At 59.1% G+C, this 23,461-nt stretch carries 30 protein-coding genes and 1 pseudogene; 8 read left to right on the top strand and 23 right to left on the bottom strand.

Annotated elements, in window-relative coordinates; all coding sequences use genetic code 11:
• Nucleotides 1-2 precede the first annotated feature (2 nt).
• Together CO657_RS38170 and rpsU are read left to right on the top strand one after the other, a co-directional pair.
• A complete protein-coding gene (locus tag CO657_RS38170; protein WP_197283923.1) occupies nucleotides 3-185 on the top strand; it encodes a hypothetical protein in 183 nt (60 codons plus the stop codon).
• A 146-nt stretch (nucleotides 186-331) separates the two neighbouring features.
• On the top strand, nucleotides 332-586 hold the full coding sequence (rpsU, locus tag CO657_RS36005) for a 30S ribosomal protein S21 (RefSeq protein WP_054185591.1): 255 nt from the start codon (nucleotides 332-334) through the stop codon (nucleotides 584-586).
• A gap of 491 nt (nucleotides 587-1,077) precedes the next feature.
• Here rpsU and CO657_RS36000 read toward each other — a convergent pair whose 3' ends face one another.
• The 3 genes from CO657_RS36000 to CO657_RS35985 all read right to left on the bottom strand — a co-directional run bounded on the left by CO657_RS36000 (nucleotide 1,078) and on the right by CO657_RS35985 (nucleotide 2,634).
• Nucleotides 1,078-1,494 (bottom strand): hypothetical protein, encoded by a 417-nt coding sequence (locus tag CO657_RS36000; RefSeq protein WP_054185590.1) that lies wholly within the window; start codon nucleotides 1,492-1,494, stop codon nucleotides 1,078-1,080.
• Between the two features lie 649 nt (nucleotides 1,495-2,143).
• Complete coding sequence (locus CO657_RS38350; RefSeq protein WP_425349964.1) at nucleotides 2,144-2,344, bottom strand: hypothetical protein; 201 nt, start codon at nucleotides 2,342-2,344, stop codon at nucleotides 2,144-2,146.
• On the bottom strand, nucleotides 2,341-2,634 hold the full coding sequence (locus CO657_RS35985; protein WP_245293039.1) for a hypothetical protein: 294 nt from the start codon (nucleotides 2,632-2,634) through the stop codon (nucleotides 2,341-2,343). Before CO657_RS35985 ends, CO657_RS38350 begins: the two co-directional genes overlap by 4 nt.
• 21 nt (nucleotides 2,635-2,655) lie before the next feature.
• On the opposite strand from CO657_RS35985, the pseudogene CO657_RS35980 reads away from it, so the two are divergent.
• From CO657_RS35980 to CO657_RS35970, 4 genes and pseudogenes are all read left to right on the top strand, one after another.
• Nucleotides 2,656-3,267: pseudogene (locus CO657_RS35980) on the top strand (plasmid pRiA4b ORF-3 family protein).
• A gap of 115 nt (nucleotides 3,268-3,382) precedes the next feature.
• Nucleotides 3,383-3,532 carry a hypothetical protein gene (locus CO657_RS37030; protein WP_156339800.1) on the top strand — a complete coding sequence of 50 codons (150 nt, stop codon included), beginning with the start codon at nucleotides 3,383-3,385 and terminating at the stop codon, nucleotides 3,530-3,532.
• A 43-nt stretch (nucleotides 3,533-3,575) separates the two neighbouring features.
• Nucleotides 3,576-3,842, top strand: a complete 267-nt coding sequence (locus CO657_RS35975) for a type II toxin-antitoxin system ParD family antitoxin (RefSeq protein WP_054185588.1) — start codon at nucleotides 3,576-3,578, stop codon at nucleotides 3,840-3,842.
• Nucleotides 3,839-4,135, top strand: coding sequence for a type II toxin-antitoxin system RelE/ParE family toxin (locus tag CO657_RS35970; protein ID WP_054185587.1), 297 nt, complete (start codon nucleotides 3,839-3,841; stop codon nucleotides 4,133-4,135). Before CO657_RS35975 ends, CO657_RS35970 begins: the two co-directional genes overlap by 4 nt.
• Nucleotides 4,136-4,332: 197 nt before the next feature.
• Here CO657_RS35970 and CO657_RS35965 read toward each other — a convergent pair whose 3' ends face one another.
• The 4 genes from CO657_RS35965 to CO657_RS35955 form a co-directional block, all read right to left on the bottom strand.
• A complete protein-coding gene (locus CO657_RS35965; protein WP_245293038.1) occupies nucleotides 4,333-4,764 on the bottom strand; it encodes a dihydrofolate reductase family protein in 432 nt (143 codons plus the stop codon).
• Nucleotides 4,709-4,906 (bottom strand): dihydrofolate reductase family protein, encoded by a 198-nt coding sequence (locus CO657_RS37845; protein ID WP_245293037.1) that lies wholly within the window; start codon nucleotides 4,904-4,906, stop codon nucleotides 4,709-4,711. Before CO657_RS37845 ends, CO657_RS35965 begins: the two co-directional genes overlap by 56 nt.
• Before the next feature lie 617 nt (nucleotides 4,907-5,523).
• Complete coding sequence (locus CO657_RS35960) at nucleotides 5,524-6,654, bottom strand: hypothetical protein (RefSeq protein ID WP_063856462.1); 1,131 nt, start codon at nucleotides 6,652-6,654, stop codon at nucleotides 5,524-5,526.
• 502 nt (nucleotides 6,655-7,156) lie between these two features.
• Complete coding sequence (locus tag CO657_RS35955; protein ID WP_054185586.1) at nucleotides 7,157-7,372, bottom strand: hypothetical protein; 216 nt, start codon at nucleotides 7,370-7,372, stop codon at nucleotides 7,157-7,159.
• 27 nt (nucleotides 7,373-7,399) lie between these two features.
• On the opposite strand from CO657_RS35955, the gene CO657_RS35950 reads away from it, so the two are divergent.
• Nucleotides 7,400-8,032 carry a DUF433 domain-containing protein gene (locus tag CO657_RS35950; protein ID WP_054185585.1) on the top strand — a complete coding sequence of 211 codons (633 nt, stop codon included), beginning with the start codon at nucleotides 7,400-7,402 and terminating at the stop codon, nucleotides 8,030-8,032.
• On the top strand, nucleotides 8,029-8,406 hold the full coding sequence (locus tag CO657_RS35945) for a DUF5615 family PIN-like protein (RefSeq protein ID WP_054185584.1): 378 nt from the start codon (nucleotides 8,029-8,031) through the stop codon (nucleotides 8,404-8,406). The genes CO657_RS35950 and CO657_RS35945 overlap by 4 nt, the downstream gene beginning before the upstream one ends.
• Before the next feature lie 240 nt (nucleotides 8,407-8,646).
• On the opposite strand, the gene CO657_RS35940 is transcribed toward CO657_RS35945, so the two are convergent.
• The 16 genes from CO657_RS35940 to CO657_RS35865 all read right to left on the bottom strand — a co-directional run bounded on the left by CO657_RS35940 (nucleotide 8,647) and on the right by CO657_RS35865 (nucleotide 23,427).
• Nucleotides 8,647-9,885 carry an SfnB family sulfur acquisition oxidoreductase gene (locus CO657_RS35940; RefSeq protein ID WP_054185583.1) on the bottom strand — a complete coding sequence of 413 codons (1,239 nt, stop codon included), beginning with the start codon at nucleotides 9,883-9,885 and terminating at the stop codon, nucleotides 8,647-8,649.
• Nucleotides 9,886-9,922: 37 nt separating this feature from the next.
• A complete protein-coding gene (locus CO657_RS35935; RefSeq protein WP_054185582.1) occupies nucleotides 9,923-10,702 on the bottom strand; it encodes an ABC transporter ATP-binding protein in 780 nt (259 codons plus the stop codon).
• A gap of 98 nt (nucleotides 10,703-10,800) precedes the next feature.
• Nucleotides 10,801-12,144 carry an ABC transporter substrate-binding protein gene (locus CO657_RS35930; RefSeq protein ID WP_054185581.1) on the bottom strand — a complete coding sequence of 448 codons (1,344 nt, stop codon included), beginning with the start codon at nucleotides 12,142-12,144 and terminating at the stop codon, nucleotides 10,801-10,803.
• A gap of 69 nt (nucleotides 12,145-12,213) precedes the next feature.
• Nucleotides 12,214-13,260, bottom strand: a complete 1,047-nt coding sequence (locus CO657_RS35925) for a branched-chain amino acid ABC transporter permease (RefSeq protein WP_054185580.1) — start codon at nucleotides 13,258-13,260, stop codon at nucleotides 12,214-12,216.
• A gap of 3 nt (nucleotides 13,261-13,263) precedes the next feature.
• A complete protein-coding gene (locus CO657_RS35920; protein ID WP_054185579.1) occupies nucleotides 13,264-14,160 on the bottom strand; it encodes a branched-chain amino acid ABC transporter permease in 897 nt (298 codons plus the stop codon).
• Nucleotides 14,160-15,071 (bottom strand): ABC transporter ATP-binding protein, encoded by a 912-nt coding sequence (locus CO657_RS35915; protein ID WP_054185578.1) that lies wholly within the window; start codon nucleotides 15,069-15,071, stop codon nucleotides 14,160-14,162. The genes CO657_RS35920 and CO657_RS35915 overlap by 1 nt, the downstream gene beginning before the upstream one ends.
• A gap of 112 nt (nucleotides 15,072-15,183) precedes the next feature.
• A complete protein-coding gene (gene sfnG / locus CO657_RS35910; protein WP_054185577.1) occupies nucleotides 15,184-16,293 on the bottom strand; it encodes a dimethylsulfone monooxygenase SfnG in 1,110 nt (369 codons plus the stop codon).
• Nucleotides 16,294-16,320: 27 nt separating this feature from the next.
• Nucleotides 16,321-16,905, bottom strand: a complete 585-nt coding sequence (msuE, locus tag CO657_RS35905) for an FMN reductase (protein WP_082366361.1) — start codon at nucleotides 16,903-16,905, stop codon at nucleotides 16,321-16,323.
• 91 nt (nucleotides 16,906-16,996) lie between these two features.
• Complete coding sequence (locus tag CO657_RS35900; RefSeq protein ID WP_054185576.1) at nucleotides 16,997-17,335, bottom strand: hypothetical protein; 339 nt, start codon at nucleotides 17,333-17,335, stop codon at nucleotides 16,997-16,999.
• A gap of 80 nt (nucleotides 17,336-17,415) precedes the next feature.
• Nucleotides 17,416-18,078, bottom strand: a complete 663-nt coding sequence (locus tag CO657_RS35895) for a nucleotidyltransferase family protein (RefSeq protein ID WP_054185575.1) — start codon at nucleotides 18,076-18,078, stop codon at nucleotides 17,416-17,418.
• 21 nt (nucleotides 18,079-18,099) lie between these two features.
• A complete protein-coding gene (locus tag CO657_RS35890) occupies nucleotides 18,100-19,029 on the bottom strand; it encodes an XdhC family protein (protein ID WP_054185574.1) in 930 nt (309 codons plus the stop codon).
• Nucleotides 19,030-19,357: 328 nt separating this feature from the next.
• Complete coding sequence (locus tag CO657_RS35885; protein ID WP_054185573.1) at nucleotides 19,358-19,990, bottom strand: isochorismatase family protein; 633 nt, start codon at nucleotides 19,988-19,990, stop codon at nucleotides 19,358-19,360.
• A gap of 30 nt (nucleotides 19,991-20,020) precedes the next feature.
• Entirely contained in the window at nucleotides 20,021-21,052 is a 1,032-nt protein-coding gene (locus CO657_RS35880; protein WP_054185572.1) for a 2,5-dihydroxypyridine 5,6-dioxygenase NicX family protein, read from the bottom strand.
• 13 nt (nucleotides 21,053-21,065) lie between these two features.
• On the bottom strand, nucleotides 21,066-21,863 hold the full coding sequence (locus CO657_RS35875) for an alpha/beta fold hydrolase (RefSeq protein WP_054185571.1): 798 nt from the start codon (nucleotides 21,861-21,863) through the stop codon (nucleotides 21,066-21,068).
• 13 nt (nucleotides 21,864-21,876) lie between these two features.
• Nucleotides 21,877-22,626 carry a maleate cis-trans isomerase family protein gene (locus CO657_RS35870; protein ID WP_054185570.1) on the bottom strand — a complete coding sequence of 250 codons (750 nt, stop codon included), beginning with the start codon at nucleotides 22,624-22,626 and terminating at the stop codon, nucleotides 21,877-21,879.
• Nucleotides 22,627-22,737: 111 nt separating this feature from the next.
• Nucleotides 22,738-23,427: a TetR/AcrR family transcriptional regulator gene (locus tag CO657_RS35865; protein WP_054185569.1), complete on the bottom strand. Its 690-nt coding sequence runs from the start codon at nucleotides 23,425-23,427 to the stop codon at nucleotides 22,738-22,740.
• Nucleotides 23,428-23,461 lie beyond the last annotated feature (34 nt).

Genomic DNA, 23,461 nt, shown 5'->3' with positions numbered 1-23,461 from the left:
TCTTGACAGCAACCGTATGGGTCACAGGCGATGGCCCCTGCGATCATGGGAAATCCAGATCGCCGGAACTTTCCAACAAGCTGACAAACAGCTTCTACAAGACCGATCTGGAGATCGCCAGGCTTCGTGCAGAACTACTGACCCCGCCGGTATGTCTGAACCTTGCCATGGCGCGGCGCAATTGATCGCCTTCGCCAGCGCTGAAGCGTACCCCGTGCTCGGTACGGTAGCGACCCTGCTCATCTATTTATATTCCCGCTCAGGCGTCCATATTGTAAGAAGCCGGTGGTCCGCATATGAATGGCCGGTGGCGGACTTATAGGAGCACGGCGTGCAGGTTCTGGTGCGTGATAACAATGTAGATCAGGCTTTGCGCTTTCTGAAGAAGAAGTTGCAGCAGGAAGGCGTGTTTCGGGAGATGCGGCTGCGGGAACATTATGAGAAGCCCTCCGAGAAGCGTGCCCGCGAAAAGGCAGAGGGCATCAGGCGAACGCGCAAGGTGGCGCTGAAAAAGCTGAACCGGGAACTTGGAATAAGCGCACCAAAGAAGGCAAAGCCCTCCACACGCCCGAAACCTGCTGTCTAGTTTCCGACCAGAATCCTGGAGCAGCTCTACCTGCGCCAGGGTGTTTCGTGGTCAGAAGTTCGCGTCCGACTCAAAGACGGTTCAAGCCTCCCGGATCCCAGCACTGTCGTTGGAGCGTACTGTCGAGGCGGAGCCAGCGAGCATTCAAGGCCGAACGCCTGTTCAGAATCATCTTGCTGAACATTCGCCAGGTATCGAAACAGCTTCCAAACTTGTCCGGGTGGCGCCTGGCCGCAGTATCTCCCCTCCCCTATTTTAATGCAGCCTGCTGAGAGCAGGATCAATGGCTTCAAAAGAGTGTGCATCTTGCCGCCGGTTCATCATCTTGCCAAAGCTCTTTCCACGCCTCATTCGAAGCGCGGCGACAACGAGTAGGCTGCATCCGACAACATGCGGCGCTGGATCGCGGACAGGATACGGCTCTCGGCCGGGCAGAAATGCGCGGGCCTGGAATTTGTCGGAACCCGCGGGCGGCCCCATGATGTTCGCCGTTAAATTGATCTGAGGTGAGCAACCACCCCACCCCGGATCAGCGACGCAATCTTCGCCGTCAAAAATTGAGGGACAGTGACTTTGGCCTCGAAGCGGCCGCTGACATCCAGTACTGCATGCTCACCTTTCTCAACGGCTCCAATCAAGGCTGGAAGGTTTTGCTTCATAGCAGCGATATCGTCAGCGGCCTCGGCACACTGCGAGGGATCGACATGCCCTTGATCCATGGCCACGACGAGGCAGATCAGCAACGCGGCGTCTTTGGCCGATACCGGACGATCCGGCAGCGACGGAACAGTTTCCATGGCCGACCCGGCCGGATCCGGAGCGAAAAGGATTTCTGCAGCAAACAGGAAGTCGCTATGCTGAAGGTCCATTTCGTCGGCGATAAGACCGCAGAATTGTCCGAACTTCATGTTTAAGCTCCCTGAGTGCCGTGGGCTCCCAAGGACGAGAGACCGGTACGCTTCAATATGGACTATCGTCAGGAAACACCAGTTTGATCGTCGCCATTTCCACCGCAGCTAAATCCGTTCCGCCGGCGTTCGCTGCGATCGAACGTCACGGATTGATGACGCGCTGATCATTTCGTCCCGCGAATCGTACGAATCCACTATCGTCTCGACATCCTGAGAGCCGGTGGAACAGGGCAGCCTGCTGTAACGCCTGAACTCAAGTTTGATTGTATCGGAAAACGAAAAAGCCTGCCGCGGGAGGAGATGCGGCAGGCTTTTCGAAAGAATTGAACAACGGCTGGGAGGAGGAGCCGCTGTTCCGTCAGGCGCCCCTTGGGAGGAGGATTGGGTCGCCTGAAACACGAAGCTTTGCGGGAGGAGGTGCATCGCTTCGATGAGATAAGGATACTAGACACTGCCCGAACCGCCAGCGCTCAGATTGCAGAGCAGCCATGTGCTTGTTGCAATGCAACTGAAGTCCCTGCTCATTTTTTGGTCGTTACGGTCAAGAGGCAGCCTTGTCAGTGCTCCACTCGAAACCGAGTACGAACGCGATCACCTTGGCGGATGACATTTCGCGGCTTCAGTTTCGCCCCGGTCCAGCCAATCGCTAGAGGTTGAAACTAACGACATCTGTTCCGCTGCGTTCCTCGCCGTAGAGCCAGATTCGTTTGCCATCCTCCGACCGCTTGACGGTCACGCCCCATGATCGACCACCAAAACATCCCTGGACATACCCGACGGGCAATCTGGCAAGCGCGTCTTCAAACATCGCCAGGATCGGTGGCGATGTTTTGTCGCCGATGATCATGGCGCCAGGCATTCGTCGCAAATCCCACAGCCATCGTCATCCATGCTCGATGCCGGACGTAACATTTCGACAACATGGACATGTCGTTGCATCAGACGCACACGTCTCTTCTCGTTCCGGCGGAAGAATTTCGATGCAGAATTCCGATAGCGTATCGGCCGCGCGATGCTCCAGTTCGGGTTACCCCAGGGATAGTGAGCCTCATAGGCTACACAAGCTGGCAGATCGCCGTCCGGGACGATCCAATTCGAATACCATGACAATCCCATCGCCTTCTCGGCGATGATCATCCGACCTTGTTCATTCGTGCCATGTTCAAAGCCGCAAACGCTGTGCAGATCAGAGTTTCCATCGACGAGATCCAGCCGGACGTCTGGCGTGGTTTAGTCCTGCCGGTCCATTGGAACCTGGAGCATCTGCATCTCGGAATTCAGGCCGCGTTCAACTGGTGGAACTATCATCTCTACGAGTTCCGCATTGGTGGTCTGCGGTATGGTGACGTCGAGACCCTGATGGAGGACGCGGCTGATGACGATCCTCGCGTCTTCGATCAGGAAGAGGTTCGCTTGCTTGACTTCGAGCAAGGTGCTGTCTTCAGCTACTATTACGATTTCGGGGATGGCTGGCGGCACACCGTCGCAGTGGAGGAGTTCCTGACACTCGCTGCTACGCCAAAACACGGCAGCTGCGTCGCCGGCGAAAGGGCGTGACCGCCCGAAGATGTTGGTGGCGTGTCAGGATATGAGCGGTTCCTGGAGATCATCGCCGACCGGGAAGATCCCGAATACGCCGAAACCATCCGGTGGTGTGGCGGCTACTTTGACCCGGAATGGTTCGACCTTTCAGTTGTGAACAAAGATCTCCGCAGCGCCCTGCGCTCAAACGTCAAACGGCGGCTGTACCAACCCAAGCCGAAGAAATGAGTTGGGCGGGGGTTCAAAGTGGACGCCTTGAACGGATTCGAACCGACGCCCCAGCAGTTGCGCTACTTTTATGTCGCATCTGAAGGACATCCAAGCGCAGATGAGACTGTGCTTCATGACAACCATAATGGTTCTGCCGACAAGATTCCGTCCGCTGGGTAATGCCCAGGCCAAGATGATCGTCGAAGGTGTCTTCAGCCAGATAGCCGAGGTAACAATGGCCGGCGGAAAGAGAGAGAAAACGATCACGCTTGATAATAGTTGATAAACGGCATATCTTGTCTCCATCAAAACCGATGGAGACCAGAATGATTAGTGCCGACCTGGGAAAGCAGCTCGAAACCTATATCCAGCAACTTGTCGATACAGGTCGCTATGGCTCGAAAAGCGAAGTCCTCCGCGAAGGTGTTCGACTTGTTCAGGACCGGGAGACCCGGCTTGCGGCACTGGATGCTTCCATCATGCGCGGCATTGCCGATGCCGAGGCGGGCCGGACTAAGCCGGCGAACGATGTCTTCGACCGGCTCGAGGCAAAGTACAGCGTGATGGCTGATCAGGCCGAAAAATCGGCATGATCCTTGAATTTTCCGAAGAGGCGGAGAACGATCTTGAGCAGATCGCCGATTACATCGCGTGGGACAATCCACGCCGCGCCCTTTCATTCGTCCGCGAGCTCCGCAGCAAGTGCGAAGACCTCGTCGACAGCCCCAACGGTTTCCCCCTTGTTCCCCGCTACGAGCACCATGGTGTCCGTCGACGTGTTCATGGCAACTATCTGATCTTCTACCGCGTTGAGAAAGCGAAGGTGATCATCATCCATGTCCTGCATGGCGCAACGAACTATGGCGCAATCCTGTTCGGCGAATAATTTAATGGGTTGATCTGGGCGACCCCGCGCACTAAAGCCGAGCTAAGCGGCTACCCTCTGCGTCTCAGTGTCATGGCGCAGATCAGCCATTCCAATAGTTGAAAGGATTCGAACTGCTGACCCGGCGATTTCACCCGTGTGGCATATAGCAAATTTGTGGGATTGGACCCTAGTCAGACAGGGCTGATTGCGTTCGCTTAATTCACAACACGATAGGCGATATGCCGAGCGAGCGGCGTCTCGAGCATGCTGGTGGGGTCAAGCTTGATTTGCTCGGGCAGCGTGTCAAACAGGCGAGTCCCGGCGCCAAAGAGCACCGGCACGATATGCAACTCGATCTCGTCGACGAGCCCGCCGGCCAGTGCTTGACGAAAGATATCGGCTCCGCCCATGAGGCTCACATCCTTGCCTCTGGCCGCCGACTTCGCCTGCTTCACCGCGTCGAGAATTGTCCCAACCGCGTGATAGATTCCAGTGCTGTGCGAGGCGAGTAACGGCCGGTGGGTGACGACGAAAAGCGGCAGCTTTAGCGACCCTGTTGGTCCGTTTTCGTCCCAATATGGAATCGAGTCGTCATAGCATTTGCGCCCGCAGATCACGGCCAACATTGCTGGTGAGGCGTTGCGCATATGCATCGCCCTCTGCGCCGCCGTTGAAGAACCATTCGTGAAGAAATTCGCCGTTCTCGCCGAGTGGTTCCTCTCTGGTCTGGTTTCCTGCGGTAATGAAGCCGTCGAGCGACATGCTGATATTGAAAGCGACCTTGGCCATTTGCGTTCTCCGTGACCGATCGATTGAGGTTACGCCTTTATGACGAATGAGTGTCGGTCAAACCTACATCTGGGGGAACGAATAACTCGTCGCGGCCTTTCGAAGCGCTCGTCTGTGATGCACGGCATCTATCCGCAGCAGCTTCCTGCAGCCAAGCAACGTGAATGAAGCCGCGCCTACGGACTGCTTTCCGCCACTCCCCACTTCGGCGTGTGTTCCGGTCGATCCATTATGCGATCTTCTTCGCCCAAAACGTGAACGCCACAGCAACAAGCAGGGCACTCGTATCGAAAGCTCTCGTCGTGTCAGCGAGATAGGAACGTTCTATTCAGATGGCTTCTGAAGCAATGTCAAGATTACTGAGGTTTTGCTGACAAGCTCAAGTCGAGCATCGCTAACGTATCAGCTGCGACAGGCATGCAATCGATCCTGGCTCCAAGGGCAGTCCCAATAAGTGCCTTAGTACACGTCGTACCAGCCGTCTCGCGCCTGACCGTATTCGAACTGCGGGCCTTTACTTGAGCCGATAGCCAAAAAACGCCATCAAATGCAGAGTGAGCAGTGGAGAGTGGGTCCGACATCGCAGCCCTCATCTGGCACTCACGTCCCGCCTTTTGCTATTTCACTACCAATCCCCAGGCTGCGGGATCGAGATAATCACGAGGCGGCTGCATTTCGTCCATGCTCACAGGCCGGCGGGTCAAGGCCACGATCTTGAAAGTTTCACCAACACCCCAACCCGACCAATGTTCGTCCAATAGCGGGATGCCGTCGGAAGTGAGACATTGCCTCAGGCCCGCATCGGCTGAATTCGGCGTCCGGTCAAACCATGCGCAATCCTCGCCAAGGATCAGATCGCGCTTTCCCATGTCCATCATGCCATACGCATCGTGAAAGCTCTTCAAGAACGATCCTGGGTTCCTCATTGAGCGGACAGCTTCGAACCTACGCTCCCCGCTGGATGCGGAATAATAGAGCCCCTGCTCTTCCAGTTCGTTCCAAACAGTTACCCGAATAGATCCGTCCTTGCCGTCACGCTGTCGGAGCCACCAGGGGTAATGACGCAACAATCTTTCTTGGGATCTGTTGCCGACCAGCCTTGCCTCGAAGTCTCCAACATTCGGAGTGTAATCGTCATAGCTTGGCAACCGCTTGAGCCAAGTGCTGGCTTGAAAAAGCTGCGTTGGCGGTCGCACTGCCTCATCCGGCACAGGCTCCCGCCGGAGCTCGATGAGCCGTGTCTCGGACATTACCTCTCTACTGGAGAAAAGTACTTTCGTTGCGATCTCTATCCCGTCGTCAGTGAGGCAAGTGAACCAAAGTGACTCGGGATTGTCGTCGTTCCTTCGCCGGACTAGCTCCCGCCAGCGACACTTCTCGCCGCCCACGAGTTCGACATCGTTGCTCTCCCTGACCTCTCTGATGCGATGATGGTCCTGAGACGGTTCTACCTGACTGACCGCGAACCGAACAATTTCGCCATCCTCTTTGCTCGCGCTCAAAACAAGGTTCTTGAAGAAGTGCCCGTAATAGACGACGTCGTTCTCCTCACTTTTTTCCTCAACACGCGTCAAGCCGTTGTGGTGCTGGACCAACCTTTGTCGGCCGCCTTTGTCATTATATGTGTCATGCTCGATCATCTTCGCCGTATAGTCAGGCGCATCAGGTCCGGCGAAGAAGGGCACTTGGTCTGCGTGCGCGGGTCCAGCGCATACCGCAATAGCAAAGAAGATTGTCACCCGTATCATGAGTATCCTTTTGCGTGACTTCTGACATAGCTAACGGCATTTGGCGCTGTGGGATGAGACAAACGCCATATGATCGGGAATTCCTCGTCCGGTTGCCGGCGCTGTGCCTCGTCAGACCGTCAATTGTCGTAAACCGAGACTCCAGCCTTTCCATTTGCTTAGAGGCTACCTGCTCAACTCAAGCTTGCTTTCGCAAATATATAAAACTGTGATTGGATCCGGCAACCGTGCTCGCTGAGGACGAACCCTCACAGATTGAATACTTCAGAAGGTTCACCGCCGGATGGCGCTCCCGCTTGTCTGCGCAACGAGCGTCTCGCGTCATTTGCACCACGGAGAGGACCTCGCCGCCGTTTCAACGACGTTACCGCCGAGCTAACTTTACTCAGTTGGCGATCCAAGTCGAAAGAGATGCCGCGGCCGAAGGTAAGGTGTTGGCAGCAGCCGAAGCCAGCAGTTGACGTGTACGGACACGTCCCAAGCCTGATGGGAGCAGAAGCGATCACACTGCTGCCATAATAAGCGAGAGCCAATCTTCTGAATTGTCCGGCTCTTGATCCTCAACGGCATCCAAGTGAAGATCGGGCACGAGCAAATACCTTGCCTGGGCGGAGGCGCTGTTTTCGCGTGACTGAACGGCCGCTGCAAAAGTGCCCACCAATAGCAGAAGCGAGATAGAAAAGCTCCACCGGTTGTTTACGGGGGACGTCACCTGCATTATATATTCTCCACAAGGAGAATGATTATGACCAGCACATCATATGCCTACACGCCTGCCGAGGCGGCGGCTGTCAGCGAGATCGGCGTAAAATCGGTGCACAATGCGATCGACAAGCGCATCATCGAGACTCATCTCGTTGGTAGCAGGGGTCGAGCACTCACCGATGAGGATCTGCTTCGGTTGAAGCTCTGGTACGGCGTCGGATCGATCTTGTCTGCCGAGCGCCGCAAGCGCTTATTCGATACGATCGATCAGAATCCCGATGCCGAAACTGTTAGGGCAGACGACTATCTCATTATCGACGTTGCGCGGGCACGAGAACAACTGGCCGCGCGGGCCGAGGCGCTTCGAGAAGCCGAACGAATGATTGAAAGCGTGAAAGGGGTCGTGGGTGGCGAGCCGGTTTTCAAGCAAACCCGCGTTCCGGTGCGAACGATTGCCGCGATGAAGACCCAAGGTGCAAGTACAGCGGAAATCGTCGAGGGCTATCCTTCGCTCACCGAGCGAATGGTGGAACTTGCGGAGATCTGGGTTGCGGCCCATCCCGCCAGAGGACGTCCGCGGAAGCTTTCGGAGCAAGGCCTGAAGGTGAAATCCGTGAAGCACCTGAGCCTTCGGAACGAGAATGTCTCCAAACCGTCTGGCTCGACCTCGTGAAGTTTCTTGTCGATGAATGCCTTCACACGTCTCTCGTGGCCGTGGCTCAATCGCACGGTCACGATTGCTTCCATGTGAACTGGCTGGGACTGAGCGGCGAAACCGACTGGGATCTAATGCCTCGGATCATCGAGGAGGATTTCGCGTTCGTCACGAACAACGCCCGCGACTTCCGGAAGCTGTACGCGAAAGAGGAATTGCATGCGGGCCTGGTGATCATCGTGCCGCAGGTGCTTCCCGCGCAGCAACGAGAATTGTTTGCCCTCATACTGCAGGATTTGGCAGGAGGCCAGGATATAATCAACGAAGTCATCGAAGTGACCCTCGATGGCGAGGATGCGGTTCTCACGCGATATTCGATTCCGGCGGCTTAGTCACGTCCCCTTAACTTCCCGGTCTTCAGACCGTATCCTCGAAGCGCGAACCTCACAGCACCAAAGCTGGGGCTGACTGTTCTCGCCGTGCCAGCACCTCTAACCCCGCTATTTTCAGTGTCAGTGGCGTAAGAGGTATTTATGGAACTCTTGAGACTGAAATAACAGGAAACAGTGGCGATGAACTCTCTCCCGCCACCGCGATATTCTGATTTTCAAAGGCCCGAAGCGCGGCCTGTCTTAGCTCCAGGCGTGCAGCGGCGGCTTCTCTCCATTGAGGAAGTATTTGCCGAGGATCGCGTATTTCCACCGCACCGGGTCGTGCAGCGTGTGGGTCCGTGCATTGCGCCAGTGGCGGTCGAGATTGTGTTCGGCAAGCGTCGAGCGGGTGCCGGCCAGTTCGAACAGCTTGTTGGTCGCCTCGATGGCGATCTCGGTCGAGAGGATCTTGGCCTCGGCCGTGAAGACCTGGGCTTCCGCCACGGTATCGGAATTGGGATCGGCAACCGCTCGGTCGATCGCATGCCCGGCTTTCTCGAGCAGTGCCTGCGCCGCATGCAGGCGGAGCTGAAGGGCGCCGACCGCCTGGATCGTGTAAGGGTCGTCCCAGGCATGGTCGAGGCCACTATCGACCCAGGCACGAGACTTGGTACGGACGAAGTCGATCGTCTCCTTGATCGCCGCCGAGGCGATGCCGGTATCGACGGCAACCTGGATGATCTGGAAGATGGCCCCGTCCGCTGTCGGCTTGTCATAACCCTTATATCCCGGAACAAGCCAGGCCTTATCGACTTTGACATTGTCGAGAATGACCGTGCCCGAGAGCGTTGTTCGCTGGCCGAAGCTCGACCAGTCGTCGATCACGGTCAAACCCGGCGCATCGCGATCGGCGATCGCGTACCAGGCGCGGCCGTCGTCATCGAGCGCCACGATCGGCACCTTATGAGCGAGCAAGGCGCCCGACGAATAGAATTTCCGACCGTTCACCACCACGTGGTCGCCGTTGTCGACAAACCCGGTTTCAAAATCGACCGCACGTTTGGAGCCGAATTCCGAAAAGGCATTGCCGAACCGGGTGCCCTTGAGGATTTCGCCGAACAACAGTTCCTGCTGCGCTTTGTCTGAAACCGTACGGATCGCCGCGACGACGCCGAGATGGTTCTGCGAGATCTGTCCAATCGACGAATCCGCCTCGGAAATGATCTCGACCACTTTTGCAAGCGTGACATAGGACACTTCCGGTCCGCCGAACGCCTTGGGCACATTGATCGACCAGAGCCCGCTTTGCGAGAAAGCGTCCAGCTCTACCGCTGGCCAGATCCGCTCGCGGTCACGATCTGCAGAACCCTTGACGAACTCCGCGGCGAGCCGGTGGGCAACGGCAATCGCCTCTGCATCATCCTTGATGATATGCGCGGGCTGTTCCGGCCGCTTAACGCCGGGTACGGCAACCCTGTCTGTCTTGGCAATGACGTTCATTCTGGTCTCCCTTCTAAGTGACGGATGTGAGATTGGATCAGGCCGCCGGCCTGTCGTGAGCGAAGGCGGCGCCTTCCCCGAGGTAAAAAACCTTGATGTCGTCACGGCTGCGCAATTCGGCGGCGGAACCCGACAGCACGGCGACGCCGTTTTCGATGACGGTGGCATGATCGGCGTATTGAAGCGCCACCGTCGAATTCTGTTCGGCAACCAGAATGGAAAGCCCGTCCTCCCGGTTCAACGCCTTGAGCGAACGGAAGATATCCTTGATTACGAGCGGTGCCAGGCCCATGGAGGGCTCGTCGAGAACAAGCAGCCGCGGCCGCGACATCAGCGCACGGCCGATCGCCGTCATCTGCTGCTCGCCGCCTGACGTAAGCCCCGCCGACGTGCGACGCTTCTCCTTGAGCCGGGGAAAAATGGCATAGGTGCGCTCGAGGTCGGCAGCGATCTCGCGCCTGGATGACGAGCGTCCGAGGCCGCCGGAGATGAGATTTTCCTCGACCGACAGGCTCTTGAAGCAATGCCGCCCTTCGAGCACCTGCACCAGTCCCGATCGCACCAGATTGGCAGGGTTTTCAGTCAGCACATCGCGCCCTTCGAAACGGATCGTGCCCGATGTCACTTGGCCCCGTTCGGCCGGCAACAGGTTCGAGATGGCCTTTAACGCCGTCGTCTTGCCGGCGCCGTTTGACCCGAGAAGGGCGAGGATTTCTCCGCGCCGCAACTGAAAGCTCACGCCGTTCAGGGCGTTGATCGTCTTGTTGTAGACGGCATGCACGGACTTGATATCAAGAAGGATCGTTTCGTCGGACATGTCGCTCGTTCCAAAATCAGCAAGTGGGGCGCGCCGCAGGTATCTGCTGCACCGCGTATGGGAATAAGGGATGGCGGCTTGCGCCATCCCTCAGATCGTCAGTTCGTGGTCGCGATGCCTTCGGCATCGGCCGCCGTGCGCAGCTTGATGCCCTTTTCCTTGGCGTAGGCTTCCGAGGATTTTTCGATGATCGGGCGCAGCAGCTTCCAGTCCGGCGCGATCCAGTCGGAGACGACGTTCCACTTCTTGCCATCCCATTGCTGGAAGGTCACGTAGCCATCGCCTTCGTGGTTGTCCCAGGAGACGTTGATGGAGTGGAACAGGTCCTTGGCGCCGAGTGCAGCGACCTTGGCTTCGTCGAGTTTCAGATGTTCGAAGCCCCATCGCACTTCGTCACCGGTCAGCGTCCGCTTGCCGAACTTTTCCTGTGCGGTGCGGATCGCCTCGACATTCAGGATGCCGTTGACGATGCCGAGGTTGTGGTAGACAGAGCCGATACGCTTCTTGTCTTCGAGATTGCCCTTGCCCTGGTCGTAGAGCGTCTTCACGATCTCCTGCAGGACAGGATATTGCTGACCGGAGGCCTGGGTGGTGATTGCGGTGTAGCCGACCGCCGCCTCGCCCGCGGGGATGACGTCCTCTTCCGAATTCGACCAGACATTGCCGACGATCTTGGAGGCGGGGAAGCCGACCTTGGCCGCCGTCTTCAGCGCCACCGGGTTCATCACGCCCCAGCCGCGCAGAACGACGTAGTCCGGCTTGGCGCGGCGGATCGTCAGCCACTGCGACTGCTGCTCGTTGCCGGGATGGGGAACCTCGATCTGCTGGACGGTGAAGCCATACTTCTCGGCCAGCAATTCATAGATCGGAATGGTTTCCTTACCGTAGGGCGAGCCGTGATACAGCACGACGATCTTCTTGCCCTTGAGCTTATCGAGGCCACCTTCCTTCGATGCAAGGTAGTTCACGATGCCCGAGGTCTCCGAATAAGGGTTGAGCAGCAGGGGGAAGACATAGGGGAAGACGCGACCGTCGGTGGAGTCGGTACGGCCATGGTTCACCGTGATCAGCGGCACCTTGTCGCCGGTGATGCGGTCGATCATGGCATAAGCGATGCCGACCGAAAGCGGGTTCCAGGCTGCCGCGTTCGGATGGCTCTTCTGGCGCTCGTAGCATTCGACGCCGCGCTCAACCTCATACTGGGTTTCGCATTCGTCCCAGGTGAGCTTGACGCCGTTCACGCCGCCGTCGCGGGTGTTGATCAGGTTCAGGTAGTCGATGAAGCCGCCGAAGAACCCGGTGCCGCCCGCGGCATAGGGCCCGACGCGATAGCTCTGCAGCGGGAAATATTGCTCGTCGGCATGGGCCGGCGCCAGGCCGACCCCGCCGATGATGGCGAGCGCTGTGACCGCCGCCTTGACTGTGGTTTTCAGACTTTTCATTGGACAAACTCCCTCTGTTGACCGGCGTTTGCCGGTGTTCCAATGCGTTTAAAGATGATGAGGTGGCGCTCAGCCGACGGGTTCGCGCGTGCTGCGCCTGAACCGTCCGGTCAGCCGCCTTCCGAGCGCCGCGAGCCCATCGGGCTCGAGGATCAGGAAGGCAATGATGAGTGCGCCGATGACGATGCGCTGGCTCATGTCGAGCACGCCGGAATCGAACAGATCGCCCAGGAAAAACGATCCGACCCGCGACAGCACGACCGGAAAGACCACCATCAGCGCCGCGCCCAGGAAGGCGCCCCGGATCGTCGCCAGACCGCCGATGATGACGATAAACAGGATCTGGAACGAGCGGTCGAGATTGAAGCCGGCCGGCTCCACCGTGCGCAGATAGGCAAAGGCCCAGAGCACACCGGCGACCCCGATGATGAAGGACGAAAGTGCGAAGGCGAGCAGCTTGGTGCGCAGCACCGGCACCCCGATGATCCGGGCCGCCGTCTCATTGTCGCGAATGGCGATGAAGTTGCGGCCGGTCTGCGAGGATGCCACGCGCCAGGCAAAGAAGGTCAGCGCGGTGACGACGATCAGCGCGAAATAGTAGCGCCCAATCGAACTGTCGAAATCGATGCCGGCGATGGTGAGCTTCGGCGCGTCGATCACCCCCGACGGATTGTCATTGGAGAACCAGCCGAACTTGGTCAGCGCCCATTGCACGAAGAACTGCGCCGCAAGCGTGGAAACGGCGAGATAGAAGCCGCGCAGGCGCAGGCTTGGCAGGCCGAAGACGATCCCGACCGCAGCCGCGATGCCGCCGGCGAGCGCGATGGAGACGAGAAGCGGCAAGCCCTCCACACGCAGATTGAAATTGAAGGCGGCGAAGGCGCCAACCGCCATGAAGGCCGCGCTGCCGAGCGATACCTGCCCGGCATAGCCGGTCAACAGGTTCAGGCCGACGCCGGCCAGCGACAGAGCCAGAAACGGCAGCAGCAGCGCCTCAATCAGATAGCTCGAGCCGATAAAAGGCACGATGCCGAAAGCGATGATGAGGATGGCAAGCGGCGCGATCCAGCCTGGAAGTTTTACCGAAACGACGGGTCGGGAGGTGACGGCAGCCATGGTTCAGACCCTTTCCACGAGCTTCTGGCCGAACAAGCCTGATGGGCGGACGAGCAGGAAGATCAGCGCGATCGCATAGGCGAACCAGCCCTCGATGCCGCCGCCGAAATATTCGCCGATATAGACTTCGGCGAGCTTTTCCGAGGCGCCGATCACCAGGCCGCCGACGATGGCGCCGGCGATCGAATCGAAGCCGCCGAGCACGAGCACCGGCAGGGCCTTCAGCACCACGAGCGAGAGCGAGAATTGCACGCCGCTGCGCGCACCCCAGAGAAGGCCTGCGACCAATGCGACGAGACCGGAGGTTGCCCAGACAGTTGCCCAGATGCGCGGCAGGCGAAGCCCGACGGCGAGTGCCGCGAACTGGTCGTCCGCCACGGCGCGAAAGGTCAGGCCGACCCGGGTATAGCGAAAGAAGAGCGTCAGCCCGATGACCATCAATGCCGCCACGGCGGAGGCGAAGAGATCGAACTTCGAGATGAAGACGCCGTAAAATTCGAAGGGCACGTCCTCGATGCCGAGCTCCAGGGCATGGACCTGCGTGCCCCAGAGAAGCTGGGCAGCACCCTCGATGATGTAGGAAAGCCCGAGCGTCGCCATGAACAGCGTGATCGGCGGCTTGTTGACGAGCGGCCGGAGCACTGCGCGCTCGATACCGATGCCGAGCAGCACCATGATGGCGAAGGTAAGCACAAGCGCGAGATAGAATGGCACGCCGCGCTCGACCAGCGAAACGAAGGTGAGAGCGGCAAACAGGAGCAGCGCCCCCTGTGCGAAATTCAAGACACCCGAGGTCTTGTAGATCAGCACGAAGCCGATCGCGACGAGCGAATACATGACGCCGGAAAGCAATCCGCCAGTCAGCACCTCGAGGAAGAAAAGATAGTCGAAGCTTTCCATCACCCGTCCGCCTCTTCCTGGTCCTCGCGGGCAACGCCGAGATAGGCGTCGATGACGGCCTGGTCGGCGCGCACTTCGGCCGGCGTGCCGTCGGCGATCTTGCGGCCGTAGTCGAGCACGGCGATCCGGTCCGAAAGTCCCATGACCACGCCGATATCATGTTCGATCAGGATGATCGTCGTGCCGTACCCCTCCTGCGCGGCACGGACAAAGCCTGCCATTTCCTGCTTTTCGGTGGCGGTCATGCCGGCCATCGGTTCATCGAGCAGGAGGATCTGTGGATCGGGCGCCAGCGCCCGGGCAAGTTCGACGCGCTTCTGCAGGCCGTAGGGCAGCGAGCCGGCAAGCCGGTCATGCACATGGCCGAGATGCAGGAAATCGATGACCTGCCGCGCCCGGTCACGCGCCTCGCGTTCCTCGCGACGGGCGCGGGGCGAACCGAACGCCTGGCCGATAAAGGTCGAGCGACGCTGGAAAGTCAGGCCGGTCATGACGTTTTCAAGAACCGTCAGCCCCTTGAACAGGGCAAGGTTCTGGAAGGTGCGGGCGATACCAAGCCGTGCGGCCTTCTGCGCCGGCACCTGCGCATAGGTCTTGCCATTGAGGCTGACATGGCCGGCATCCGGCCGGTATTGCCCTGAAATCACGTTGATCAGCGAGCTTTTGCCGGCGCCGTTCGGGCCGATGATCGCGCGGATCTCGCCCGGCTGGATCGCAAGATCGACATTTGAGATCGCAGTGACGCCGCCGAAGGAGAGCGTGATGCCCGCAAGCGCCAATATCGGCGGGTGGCTCAGCGCATTGCTATCGGCATTCGTCACGCGACGGTTCGATGAACCGGAAACCGGCAGCGGGGAATATTCCCTCACCGCAGAAGTCTCATCGAGTGCCGTGTAATGCGCATTCACCATCGTCTGCTCCGTTGTGCGCGGAAATCCGCAGGCCCTGCCTGAAGACGCGCGCCACCATCCGGCTCCCCTGGAATGGGGAGCCGTTCGCTTTTTCAATTTGGGAAGGAAGCCGTTACTCGGCTGCTTCCAGCCGCTGGTCTTCGATCGCTTCCAGTTCGCGGACGATCGGCAGGACGTGCTTGCCGAAATAATCCACCTCTTCCTGGAAATGCAGGAAGCCGAGCAGAATGAGGTCCGCGCCGGCCCGCTTGTGACCGATGATGCGTTCGGCCACCTGTTCCGGCGTGCCGATCAGGTTCGAACGGAAACCGTCATTGTATTGCACCAGATCCTGGAAGGTGGACTTCGCCCAGTTGCCTTCCCGCTCCGGCGAGGAATTCCCGGCATTCTGGACTTCGTGGTGGAAACCCTTGACCGCCTCGGGAATGGCCTTGTCGAGGATTTCCTGGAGGACCTCCTGCGCTTCCTTCTCAGAGGAGCGGACGATGCCGAAGGCATTCATGCCAATCTTCGTGCGCCAGGTCTTGCCAAAAGCCTTTTCCTTGGTGCGGATGTCATCGACCTGGGCCTTCAGGCCTTCCGGCGTGTTGCCGTTGGTGAAGTACCAGTCGGACACGCGGGCCGCCATGTCGCGAGCCGCACGCGAGGAGCCGCCCTGGAATACTTGCGGAACACCGCCGATCGGCTTCGGCTTCATCGAATAATCCGTGAAGCGGTAGAAATCGCCGCGCAGGTTATAGACGTCTTCCGTCCAGATGCCACGGATCGCACGGATGAACTCTTCAGAGCGGCGATAGCGCTCATCATGGTCCAACCAGGGTTCGCCGATGGCGGCGAACTCGCCGCGGAACCAGCCGGAAACGATATTGACGTCGACGCGGCCGTTGGTGAGGTGGCTGATGGTGGCAATCTGCTTGGCGAGCAGCGCCGGGTTCCACGGTCCGGGCAGAACGGCGGCAATCACGCGGAGCTTTTCGGTGGCCGCAAGAAGTGCGTGGGAAAAGGAGACTGACTCGTGCTGGTTGTCGGCGCCATATCCGGCCGTGAAGCGGATCTGGCTCAAGGCAAACTCGAATCCCGACTGTTCGGCGATCTGGGCGAGCTTGCGATTGTAGTCGATGCCCCAATCGGTTCGTTGCTCGACCGAGCTGATGACCAGGCCGCCCGATACGTTCGGTACCCAGTAGGCAAACTTCAAGGGTTCTTTCTTCGATTGTGACATCGGTCTCTCCATGCTTATTCGTGATTATCAGGCGGTTAGGCGCGATTGTTCTTCGGCTCGAGCGAAAGCAAGCGTCCTGGCGTGCGGAACGATCAGTTCCAGCTCGCGCACAACAGCTCTGATCCGCTGCTGGATGTCTGAACTTGCAACGGCGTATGAGTCGAACTCGCTTTCGAGCGCATAGACCGACGTTGGTAGCGGCAGCGCCTTGAAGAAGCTGAACAACGGCCGAAGCTGATGATCGATCATCAGACCATGCAATGGCGTTCCGCCCGTTGCAGCGAGGATCACGGGCTTGCCGATCAGTGACTCATAGTGAACCAGATCAAACAGATGCTTGAGCGCTCCGCTATACGAAGCCCGATAAACCGGGGAGCCGACGACCAGAACATCCGCCCTTTCAACCGCGCGCACGATCTCGGCGCCTTCCTCATCCAACTGGTCCGCCCGCAAGGCTCGAAAGAGCGCCGGTGCAGACACAGCCAAATCGATGTGCCGCGCGGGCGAACCAAGCTCGGACTCGATACGCCAAAGGATGGACGCGACCAGCGCCGATGTTCGGGATGGCGCCTTCACGTTTCCTGATATTCCAACGATGCGCAGTTCCGGCATGGGATCCTCCATTATATAAACCCTATAAATTAAGTGGATTACCTGCAATGGCGACAGCGTCCGATTTAATCCCCCAATGGAACATCAAATTCTACAGAAAAGCCGTTTTAGGGATTTTTATCTCTGCGACGTGGGTTTCGTCGCTTCCTTCGATGATTGTCAGCGTCAACCGTACATCATCGTCGTGGCCAGTATCGAACGGGAGAGCTTTTCGTCGAACCGGCGATGGGTGAGCAAAATGATTTATGGAACCTTGGCGGGACAACAGGGCGACAATTGCGAGGCGCTTTCCGCCGGTCGTATCCGCCAAAGAAAAAGATAGTTCAGAGGCGTCCTCCGAGACACTCCAGATGTAGAGCGCAATGACGTTCGCCACATTGCATATACTTTGCCACGTCTTCCGAATGGCAGGCGTGCGCAGGATCGCCATGCATCAAACACCTGGCTCTCCCGAACAAGGCGCTCTATCTCACTCATGAGAGCAAATCATATCGCTGCCTTGTCCACGAATTAGCTTTTAACCGCGCCGCCAGCGGCCAATAGATCGTCCGGTGTATCGACGTCGAGATGGGCTGCATCGCCGATATCGACATCGAGCACGGGCAGGTCGCACGCCGCAATGATCCCCCGCGCGCCGACATCGCCTTCAAGTCGCCGGACCGAGTCGTGGAGAGAGCGTGGCAGAATAACCGGATTGCCGGGCTTGGCGCGCGAGACGGCTCGCACGACGGCCTTGCCACCCGCGTGGCCAAAGGCGGAAATCAAGCGGTCGAGGTGCGCGGTGGAGATGCCGGGCATATCGGCCAGCATGACGAGAATGCCGTCGGCCCCGTCGGCGTGCTTTGATGACAGTCCTGCTGCGAGCGAGCTTGCCATGCCGTCCGCGTAATCGGGATTGTCGACAAGGGTCAGCGCAAGCCCACCGAGCGCGGTCTCGATATCGCGCCGGCGATGGCCCGTGACGACAACAACGGAGGCTGCGTCCGACCCGAGCGCGGTCAATGCTGACCGTCGCACGAGCGGCAGGCCGTCGAACTCAGCCAGCAACTTGTGCTTCCCGCCCCCGCCCATCCGGCTTGCCTTGCCGGCAGCGAGAATGACGATCGCGACCGACGCCCCCGTGTTCGGTAATTTTGTCGGGGCGCGGTGGTGCGGATCACCCTCGGTCTGCATTAAAGTCTCCGTTGCGACGTCTTAAGCATAGGCCACCAGTCTTGCTGCAGCGACATCTGCCAGAACCGACAAAGCGAGCGAGGTTGCATCCCGCGTCGGTCCGAACATCCCGATGGGCGCCTTGATCCGATCGATCTCATCTCGCCCGAAAGCGAGCGCCGTCAACCGCTCGACACGTCGGCGATGGGTCCGGGTGCTTCCGAGCGCGCCGATGTAGAAAGCGGGCGATTGAAGCGAGGTCTTAAGAATGGCGGCTTCGGCATCGAGGTCATGATGCAGGAGCACGACGGCAGTGAAGGGATCGATCCTGCCGGCCGCCGCCCTGCCCTCCTCGCCCTGTCTGCTGATGACCACGTCGTAGCCGGCAACCGCCGCCAGTCCTGCGACGGCCTGCGCTTCGATCGCCTGTCCGGCGAGTACGAGGCGCGTGCGTGGACGGTAGACGCTCACGAAATCTCGCTCGATCCAGCACGCCCGGTGCGGCGGGTCTGCCGGTTCGAGCGTCTGCCGCTCCTGCGAATATGAAAGAGCGGCAGCCTGCCTGCGTTCAAGACGATCCAGAACATGCCGCAAGGCTCCTGCATTTTTCAGAACATGGATTGCGACCGAGATTCCTCCGCCGCAGGGAAGGACGATATCAAAGAATGGCGAGCCGTCGCCGAACGTCACCGTGCGGTCGCGTCCTGCTGCCATTGCCAGCAGCGCTTCGGACGCGACTGCAGCTTCGACACATCCGCCGGAGACATAGCCGCAGAAACGGCCATTGGCGGCGACGACCATGTGGGAGCCGAGCGTGCGGGCCGCCCCGCCGCGTATCTCGACTAGGGTGGCGAGCGCCGCCCCTCCGCTAGCATTGGCGTCGATCGCGAAGCGAAGCAGTTCGGCAGGATCGTCGCTGAACAAAGCCCTGACGGGAATTGGCACAGCGCGGGGCGCAAGTGTCTGATTCATAGGCAATCCTACAGGAATTCGGCAGTTCGGTTTCGAAATCTCAGCGAAAGCACAGCGGCCCATCCACTTACCGTCTTTGTTGAGGAATAAACCCACATGACTGCAACGGCGTGTTAGCCATACCATAGACTCACTGCTTCTAAACGCCAGCGCAAGTCGTCGACGCGCCGCGCAGCGATCGGCTCATCGTAGCGGCCGGATATCCCTATGTCGGTCAAGCCGCGATCGTAGTGAAATCGGGTGCAAGCCGTCAATGGCGCAGCTGGCCTGCCTTAGCCGCCTTGAACGCGGTGTGAACTGCGGTGCCGGTTATAAGTCGCGGATGGAATCACCCATGATCGGAGAGAGAAATCAACCAACGCTCTATATCGTCAGCATCCGTGACGTCGGCGTACTTCTGATGCATGTCATAAAGATTGGCCTCATGCGGCCGTTGGGCTCGGTCGGCGCAGCAGTCGCCTGGCACCAGAACGTTGAAGCCCGACTGGACCGCATCGACGACGGTTGCTCGCACGCAGCCAGAGGTCGTCGCGCCGGCGACCACCAGCGTATCAACGCCGACACCGGTGAGAAGCGCGGCCAAAGCCGTCCCATGGAATGCGGAAGCGCCTTTCTTGGTGATTATCGGGTCGCCCGGCTGGATGCCTGTGGCCGCGTCGATCTCCACCAGCCGGCTGCCTTCAACCAGGGCGGCCATACCCGTCGCCTTGCGAAGCCAAGGCAGCATGGTTAACTCACCTTGGTGATAGGCTATGGTGGTGTATATCACCGGGATGCCCCTTGCCCTGGCAAGATCGGTCAGTCGCCGCGTTGCCGCGATTTCCGGACTCATATCCGCGGCTGTGGGGTAGATCGTGTCGGTGAACCCGTAGGTGAAGTCGACGACGACGATTCCCGGGCGCATACCCCGGGGGACGGGCTGCCCGAACCCCGCGGTCTTGTAGGTTTCCTGCTGCGACATATGCCGTCCCTCACGTTGAAAGTGCGCCCGTCAGGTACGCTCCATCTGGATTTCCTTTACTACAATGTCGCCGTCGATGACGACCGGTTCGTCATCGAGGAACAGCGAGCATCCCCGCATGGGAATATCAAGGTGGCAGGCCGTGTCGTTGGGCCCGCCCAACTCGTTGTTGGGGCCAGTGGAGAACATGACGTTGCCATAGAAGCTGCGCGGTTCCATGCCCATGCCGCCGGGGAAAGCGCCGGGGACGAGATTATGCCATTTCGCGTGCGGGTTCATGCCCCAGCCGACGTGGCTCATGCCCATGCCACGCGGATCGTTGAAATCTTCCATGTAGGATTTGACCAATTGCGCGTCGAGCCCGCCGCGGATGTCGGTGACCCAGCCCTTCTCGATCGTGTAGAAGATCGGATCGCGGACGTAGATGTTCTGCGGCAGGAGAATGTCGCCGGGTGCCACCACGATCTGACCGTCCACACCGTCGTCGTCACCACCGGTGAAGACGAAGCCTGACGGCCAGTGGTCCCAACGGCCGGGCTCGTCGGTACAAGCATATTCGGTGATCGTCGGATAGGTATTGAGTTTGTAGCTAATGTCGGTTCCATGTGGCGAGGTGATCCGCATGACCTTGGCCTTGGCCAACATGACACCGGCGATTTCGACCTTGTCGCGGATCTCCTTCGTCGGCAACATGCGAGCCAGCAGTTCCGGTGGCTCCACGGCGGTCAGGATGCGCGTTCCGGCCGCCTGGATTGCCATCTGCTCCGGCGAAAACAACAGGAAGATGCAGTCGATCAGCATATCGCAGGCCTTCAGCGCCTCGACCGCATCGGGCATGGCGGCAAGGCCAGTGACGCCGACATTCCAGCCGCCGACCGGCAGGGGTGCGGGCAGGCGCATGTGATACATGCTTGCGCCGAGGCGCTGGCCCGCCGCCATGAAGGCGTCCGCATAGTCCAGGCGATCACTACCCTGCGTGAGCACGATCAGTTTTTCGCCTTCGCGAACACCAGACATCTTCAACTGATGCAGGCAGATTTCGGTGAAACTCGCATGGTCCATGGCTGGGTCCTTTTCAATTCGTCGCGCGGATGGGCTGGAAGTCGAGGGTGGCGGAGAGGAACCCCTCGAGGTCGTCCCAGGGGATCATGTGGCCGGCCTTTTCGACGATGCGCACGTCGATGCCGGGCTTCAGTTGCCGGATTTCGTCGATGTCGGCCGCGCCGATCACGGTCGCGCCACCGGCAACGATCAGCCGGGCCGGCGCGGTGATCTCGGGAAGGTCGGCATGTATGTCATCGATATGGAAACCGTCATAGGCGGTGCGGATCGCATCGAGCTGGCAAGTGTGCAGCCACTCTGCACGCAGCGCATTCTGCCCATCTGTCCAACTTGGACAAAAACTGCGCATGTCTTGTCCTGAACAGCCCTTCTGCGCCATCCGGATGGAGTCCTCGTACCAGTTCCAGGCGGACGGATAGGCACGCCGTCCCGGGCCTGAAACCGGAGGATCGACGAGTATCAAGCCCGAAAATGCGTCGGGAGCCTGGCGGGCCGCACGAATAGCCGTGCGCGCACCCATTGAGTGGCCAAGCACGATCGGACGGCTGACCCTTGCCGTCGTCGTCAATGCCACGACGTCCGCTGCCATCGCATCCAGCGAATAATCAAGGTTACCCGCCTCACTCAGTCCGCGACCGCGCACGTCGAGTACATGCACATCGAAGGCCGCGGCCAATCTCTCGGCTACAAAACCCCAGGTAATAGCGGGCGAAGTAATGCCGGGAACCAGCAACATTGTCGGTCCCTGCCCCGGGAAATGCAGGAGATGCTGTCGGATTCCATTTGCATGGACATGATATCCCTTTGCCATCTGCCCGCCCTCCTCAATAGGCGCCGGACAGCAGCGTGCCGCCGCCCGGTACCCGCCTATTGAGATCAAGGGCCTGCAGCATCTGCCAGGTGGTGGCAATGGCGGCCGTCAGAACCGGCTTGCCCGTCATCGCCTCGACCATGGAAACGGCCGGCAACGACGGCATCTGGACGCAAGCCGAAACCACCACGACATCCACGTCGTCGGTTTTCATGCCTTTGACGATTTCCGGCAGGTTCATCGGGTCATGCGCGGCCACGGCCAAGTTGTCCGGGATTTCCAGGGCGCGCCAGTCCGAGACTTCGATCCCTTCGTTACGAATGTAGGAAACGACCAACTCTGTGAGCGGCTTCATGTAGGGCGCCACCAGTGCGATGCGCTTGGCGCCGATAGCCTTTAGGCCGTCTACGAGCGCTCCGGCAGACGTCACCACGGGTGCCGGATTGCCGTTCGCGACCGTGATGCCATGCAGGCGCGCCTGACTTTGGCGATGATATCCGAGCCCCATCGCCATGATTGCCACCAGACAGGCGTAACCCATCACATCGACCCGGGCATCGGAAAGTTCTAGCGCGCAGCGGTCGCTGTCTGCGTCCATGGCCGCCAGTTCCTCCTTCGTCACGTGCTTCATCCGCATGCGCGAGGAATGAAAGGTGAAGCGTTCGGGCGCGATCATCTCGCGTGCACGCAGCAGCGCCGGGATTTCCGTCTCCATCGTAACGTTCGAGCTCGGGACGATCTGGCCGATCCGATAGGTTCTCATTGCATGGCTCCATCGATCTGATGGAGAGACATTAATTATTCATTTGAATAATAACAAGCACAAATTTTCGGCTGGCCTGCGAATTGGGCGGGCGGCCAGTTTTTGTCTTATCTAGACGGGTGCGCGCAGTCCCGCTGCAAGGAAACGGACGAGCTGGTCGAGCATTTCGTCCTTGCCGAAGGATGTCAGATGACCTTCGGTGAGATCGCTGATGCGCCCCAAGTCGTTGAGCATGAAAAGATATGCGCCGACAAGAAAGGCCATACGCACGCTGATGATGTCCTTGGGAACCTGAGGCAGCGCCTGTGAAAGCGCCGATATATAGCGCTTGACCGAAGCGTCGTAGACTTCCCTTCGAAGACGTAGAGCATGCTCCTCAGGCTCAGCATGCAGCCGCGCCTGCATCGCGACGAAGGCTGCGCCATTGGGGCTCGAATACTTCATGTCCCACTGTGGTTTGAGGTAGGCAAAAACAAGATCCTCGACCGATGGGTTTTCGCTGATCTCTAAAAGCCGATCCAGGTTGACGTGTCTATGTCCCGCCAAAACTCCGCCGCGCCGCCTGAAGCATTCATCGAAGAGGTCGGCCTTCGAGCCGAAATAATACCGGATCAGCGCCTGATTGACCCCCGCAAGAGAGGCGATTTCCCGCAGATTGGCACCTTCGAAGCCCGCTTCCGCGAACGCCAATTCGGCATGATCCAAAATACTGTCGCGCAAATCGGAGGCCTTCCCAAAGCTATCGGTTCTCGGAGGTCGCCCCGGACTGCGGTTTTTTGTTTGGAGCTTTTGGTCGGCCACGCGATCGTCCTCGTCAGGCGCTTACGCGCTTTTT

It is taken from the genome of Rhizobium acidisoli (assembly GCF_002531755.2).
GTDB classification, from domain to species: Bacteria; Pseudomonadota; Alphaproteobacteria; order Rhizobiales; family Rhizobiaceae; genus Rhizobium; species Rhizobium acidisoli.
The sequence above is the reverse complement of the archived record's forward strand: the minus strand, read 5'-3'. Positions and strand labels throughout refer to the sequence as shown.

What these genes read in the sequence shown, in the direction of transcription:
- CO657_RS35925 (WP_054185580.1), bottom strand. Translation starts at nt 13,260, where the DNA reads ATGGCTGCCGTCACCTCCCGACCCGTCGTTTCGGTAAAACTTCCAGGC.
- CO657_RS35895 (WP_054185575.1), bottom strand. Translation starts at nt 18,078, where the DNA reads ATGCAGACCGAGGGTGATCCGCACCACCGCGCCCCGACAAAATTACCG.
- sfnG (WP_054185577.1), bottom strand. Translation starts at nt 16,293, where the DNA reads ATGTCACAATCGAAGAAAGAACCCTTGAAGTTTGCCTACTGGGTACCG.
- CO657_RS35940 (WP_054185583.1), bottom strand. Translation starts at nt 9,885, where the DNA reads ATGAACGTCATTGCCAAGACAGACAGGGTTGCCGTACCCGGCGTTAAG.
- CO657_RS35875 (WP_054185571.1), bottom strand. Translation starts at nt 21,863, where the DNA reads ATGGCAAAGGGATATCATGTCCATGCAAATGGAATCCGACAGCATCTC.
- CO657_RS35955 (WP_054185586.1), bottom strand. Translation starts at nt 7,372, where the DNA reads ATGCAGGTGACGTCCCCCGTAAACAACCGGTGGAGCTTTTCTATCTCG.
- CO657_RS35960 (WP_063856462.1), bottom strand. Translation starts at nt 6,654, where the DNA reads ATGATACGGGTGACAATCTTCTTTGCTATTGCGGTATGCGCTGGACCC.
- CO657_RS36000 (WP_054185590.1), bottom strand. Translation starts at nt 1,494, where the DNA reads ATGAAGTTCGGACAATTCTGCGGTCTTATCGCCGACGAAATGGACCTT.
- CO657_RS35920 (WP_054185579.1), bottom strand. Translation starts at nt 14,160, where the DNA reads ATGGAAAGCTTCGACTATCTTTTCTTCCTCGAGGTGCTGACTGGCGGA.
- CO657_RS35930 (WP_054185581.1), bottom strand. Translation starts at nt 12,144, where the DNA reads ATGAAAAGTCTGAAAACCACAGTCAAGGCGGCGGTCACAGCGCTCGCC.
- CO657_RS35935 (WP_054185582.1), bottom strand. Translation starts at nt 10,702, where the DNA reads ATGTCCGACGAAACGATCCTTCTTGATATCAAGTCCGTGCATGCCGTC.
- CO657_RS35890 (WP_054185574.1), bottom strand. Translation starts at nt 19,029, where the DNA reads ATGAATCAGACACTTGCGCCCCGCGCTGTGCCAATTCCCGTCAGGGCT.
- CO657_RS35970 (WP_054185587.1), top strand. Translation starts at nt 3,839, where the DNA reads ATGATCCTTGAATTTTCCGAAGAGGCGGAGAACGATCTTGAGCAGATC.
- CO657_RS35885 (WP_054185573.1), bottom strand. Translation starts at nt 19,990, where the DNA reads ATGTCGCAGCAGGAAACCTACAAGACCGCGGGGTTCGGGCAGCCCGTC.
- CO657_RS35985 (WP_245293039.1), bottom strand. Translation starts at nt 2,634, where the DNA reads ATGATCATCGCCGAGAAGGCGATGGGATTGTCATGGTATTCGAATTGG.
- CO657_RS38350 (WP_425349964.1), bottom strand. Translation starts at nt 2,344, where the DNA reads ATGATCATCGGCGACAAAACATCGCCACCGATCCTGGCGATGTTTGAA.
- CO657_RS35975 (WP_054185588.1), top strand. Translation starts at nt 3,576, where the DNA reads ATGATTAGTGCCGACCTGGGAAAGCAGCTCGAAACCTATATCCAGCAA.
- CO657_RS35870 (WP_054185570.1), bottom strand. Translation starts at nt 22,626, where the DNA reads ATGAGAACCTATCGGATCGGCCAGATCGTCCCGAGCTCGAACGTTACG.
- CO657_RS35880 (WP_054185572.1), bottom strand. Translation starts at nt 21,052, where the DNA reads ATGGACCATGCGAGTTTCACCGAAATCTGCCTGCATCAGTTGAAGATG.
- CO657_RS35915 (WP_054185578.1), bottom strand. Translation starts at nt 15,071, where the DNA reads ATGGTGAATGCGCATTACACGGCACTCGATGAGACTTCTGCGGTGAGG.
- CO657_RS35900 (WP_054185576.1), bottom strand. Translation starts at nt 17,335, where the DNA reads ATGGCGATCCTGCGCACGCCTGCCATTCGGAAGACGTGGCAAAGTATA.
- CO657_RS35950 (WP_054185585.1), top strand. Translation starts at nt 7,400, where the DNA reads ATGACCAGCACATCATATGCCTACACGCCTGCCGAGGCGGCGGCTGTC.
- CO657_RS37845 (WP_245293037.1), bottom strand. Translation starts at nt 4,906, where the DNA reads ATGGCCAAGGTCGCTTTCAATATCAGCATGTCGCTCGACGGCTTCATT.
- msuE (WP_082366361.1), bottom strand. Translation starts at nt 16,905, where the DNA reads ATGCCGGAACTGCGCATCGTTGGAATATCAGGAAACGTGAAGGCGCCA.
- CO657_RS37030 (WP_156339800.1), top strand. Translation starts at nt 3,383, where the DNA reads ATGACAACCATAATGGTTCTGCCGACAAGATTCCGTCCGCTGGGTAAT.
- CO657_RS35965 (WP_245293038.1), bottom strand. Translation starts at nt 4,764, where the DNA reads ATGCGCAACGCCTCACCAGCAATGTTGGCCGTGATCTGCGGGCGCAAA.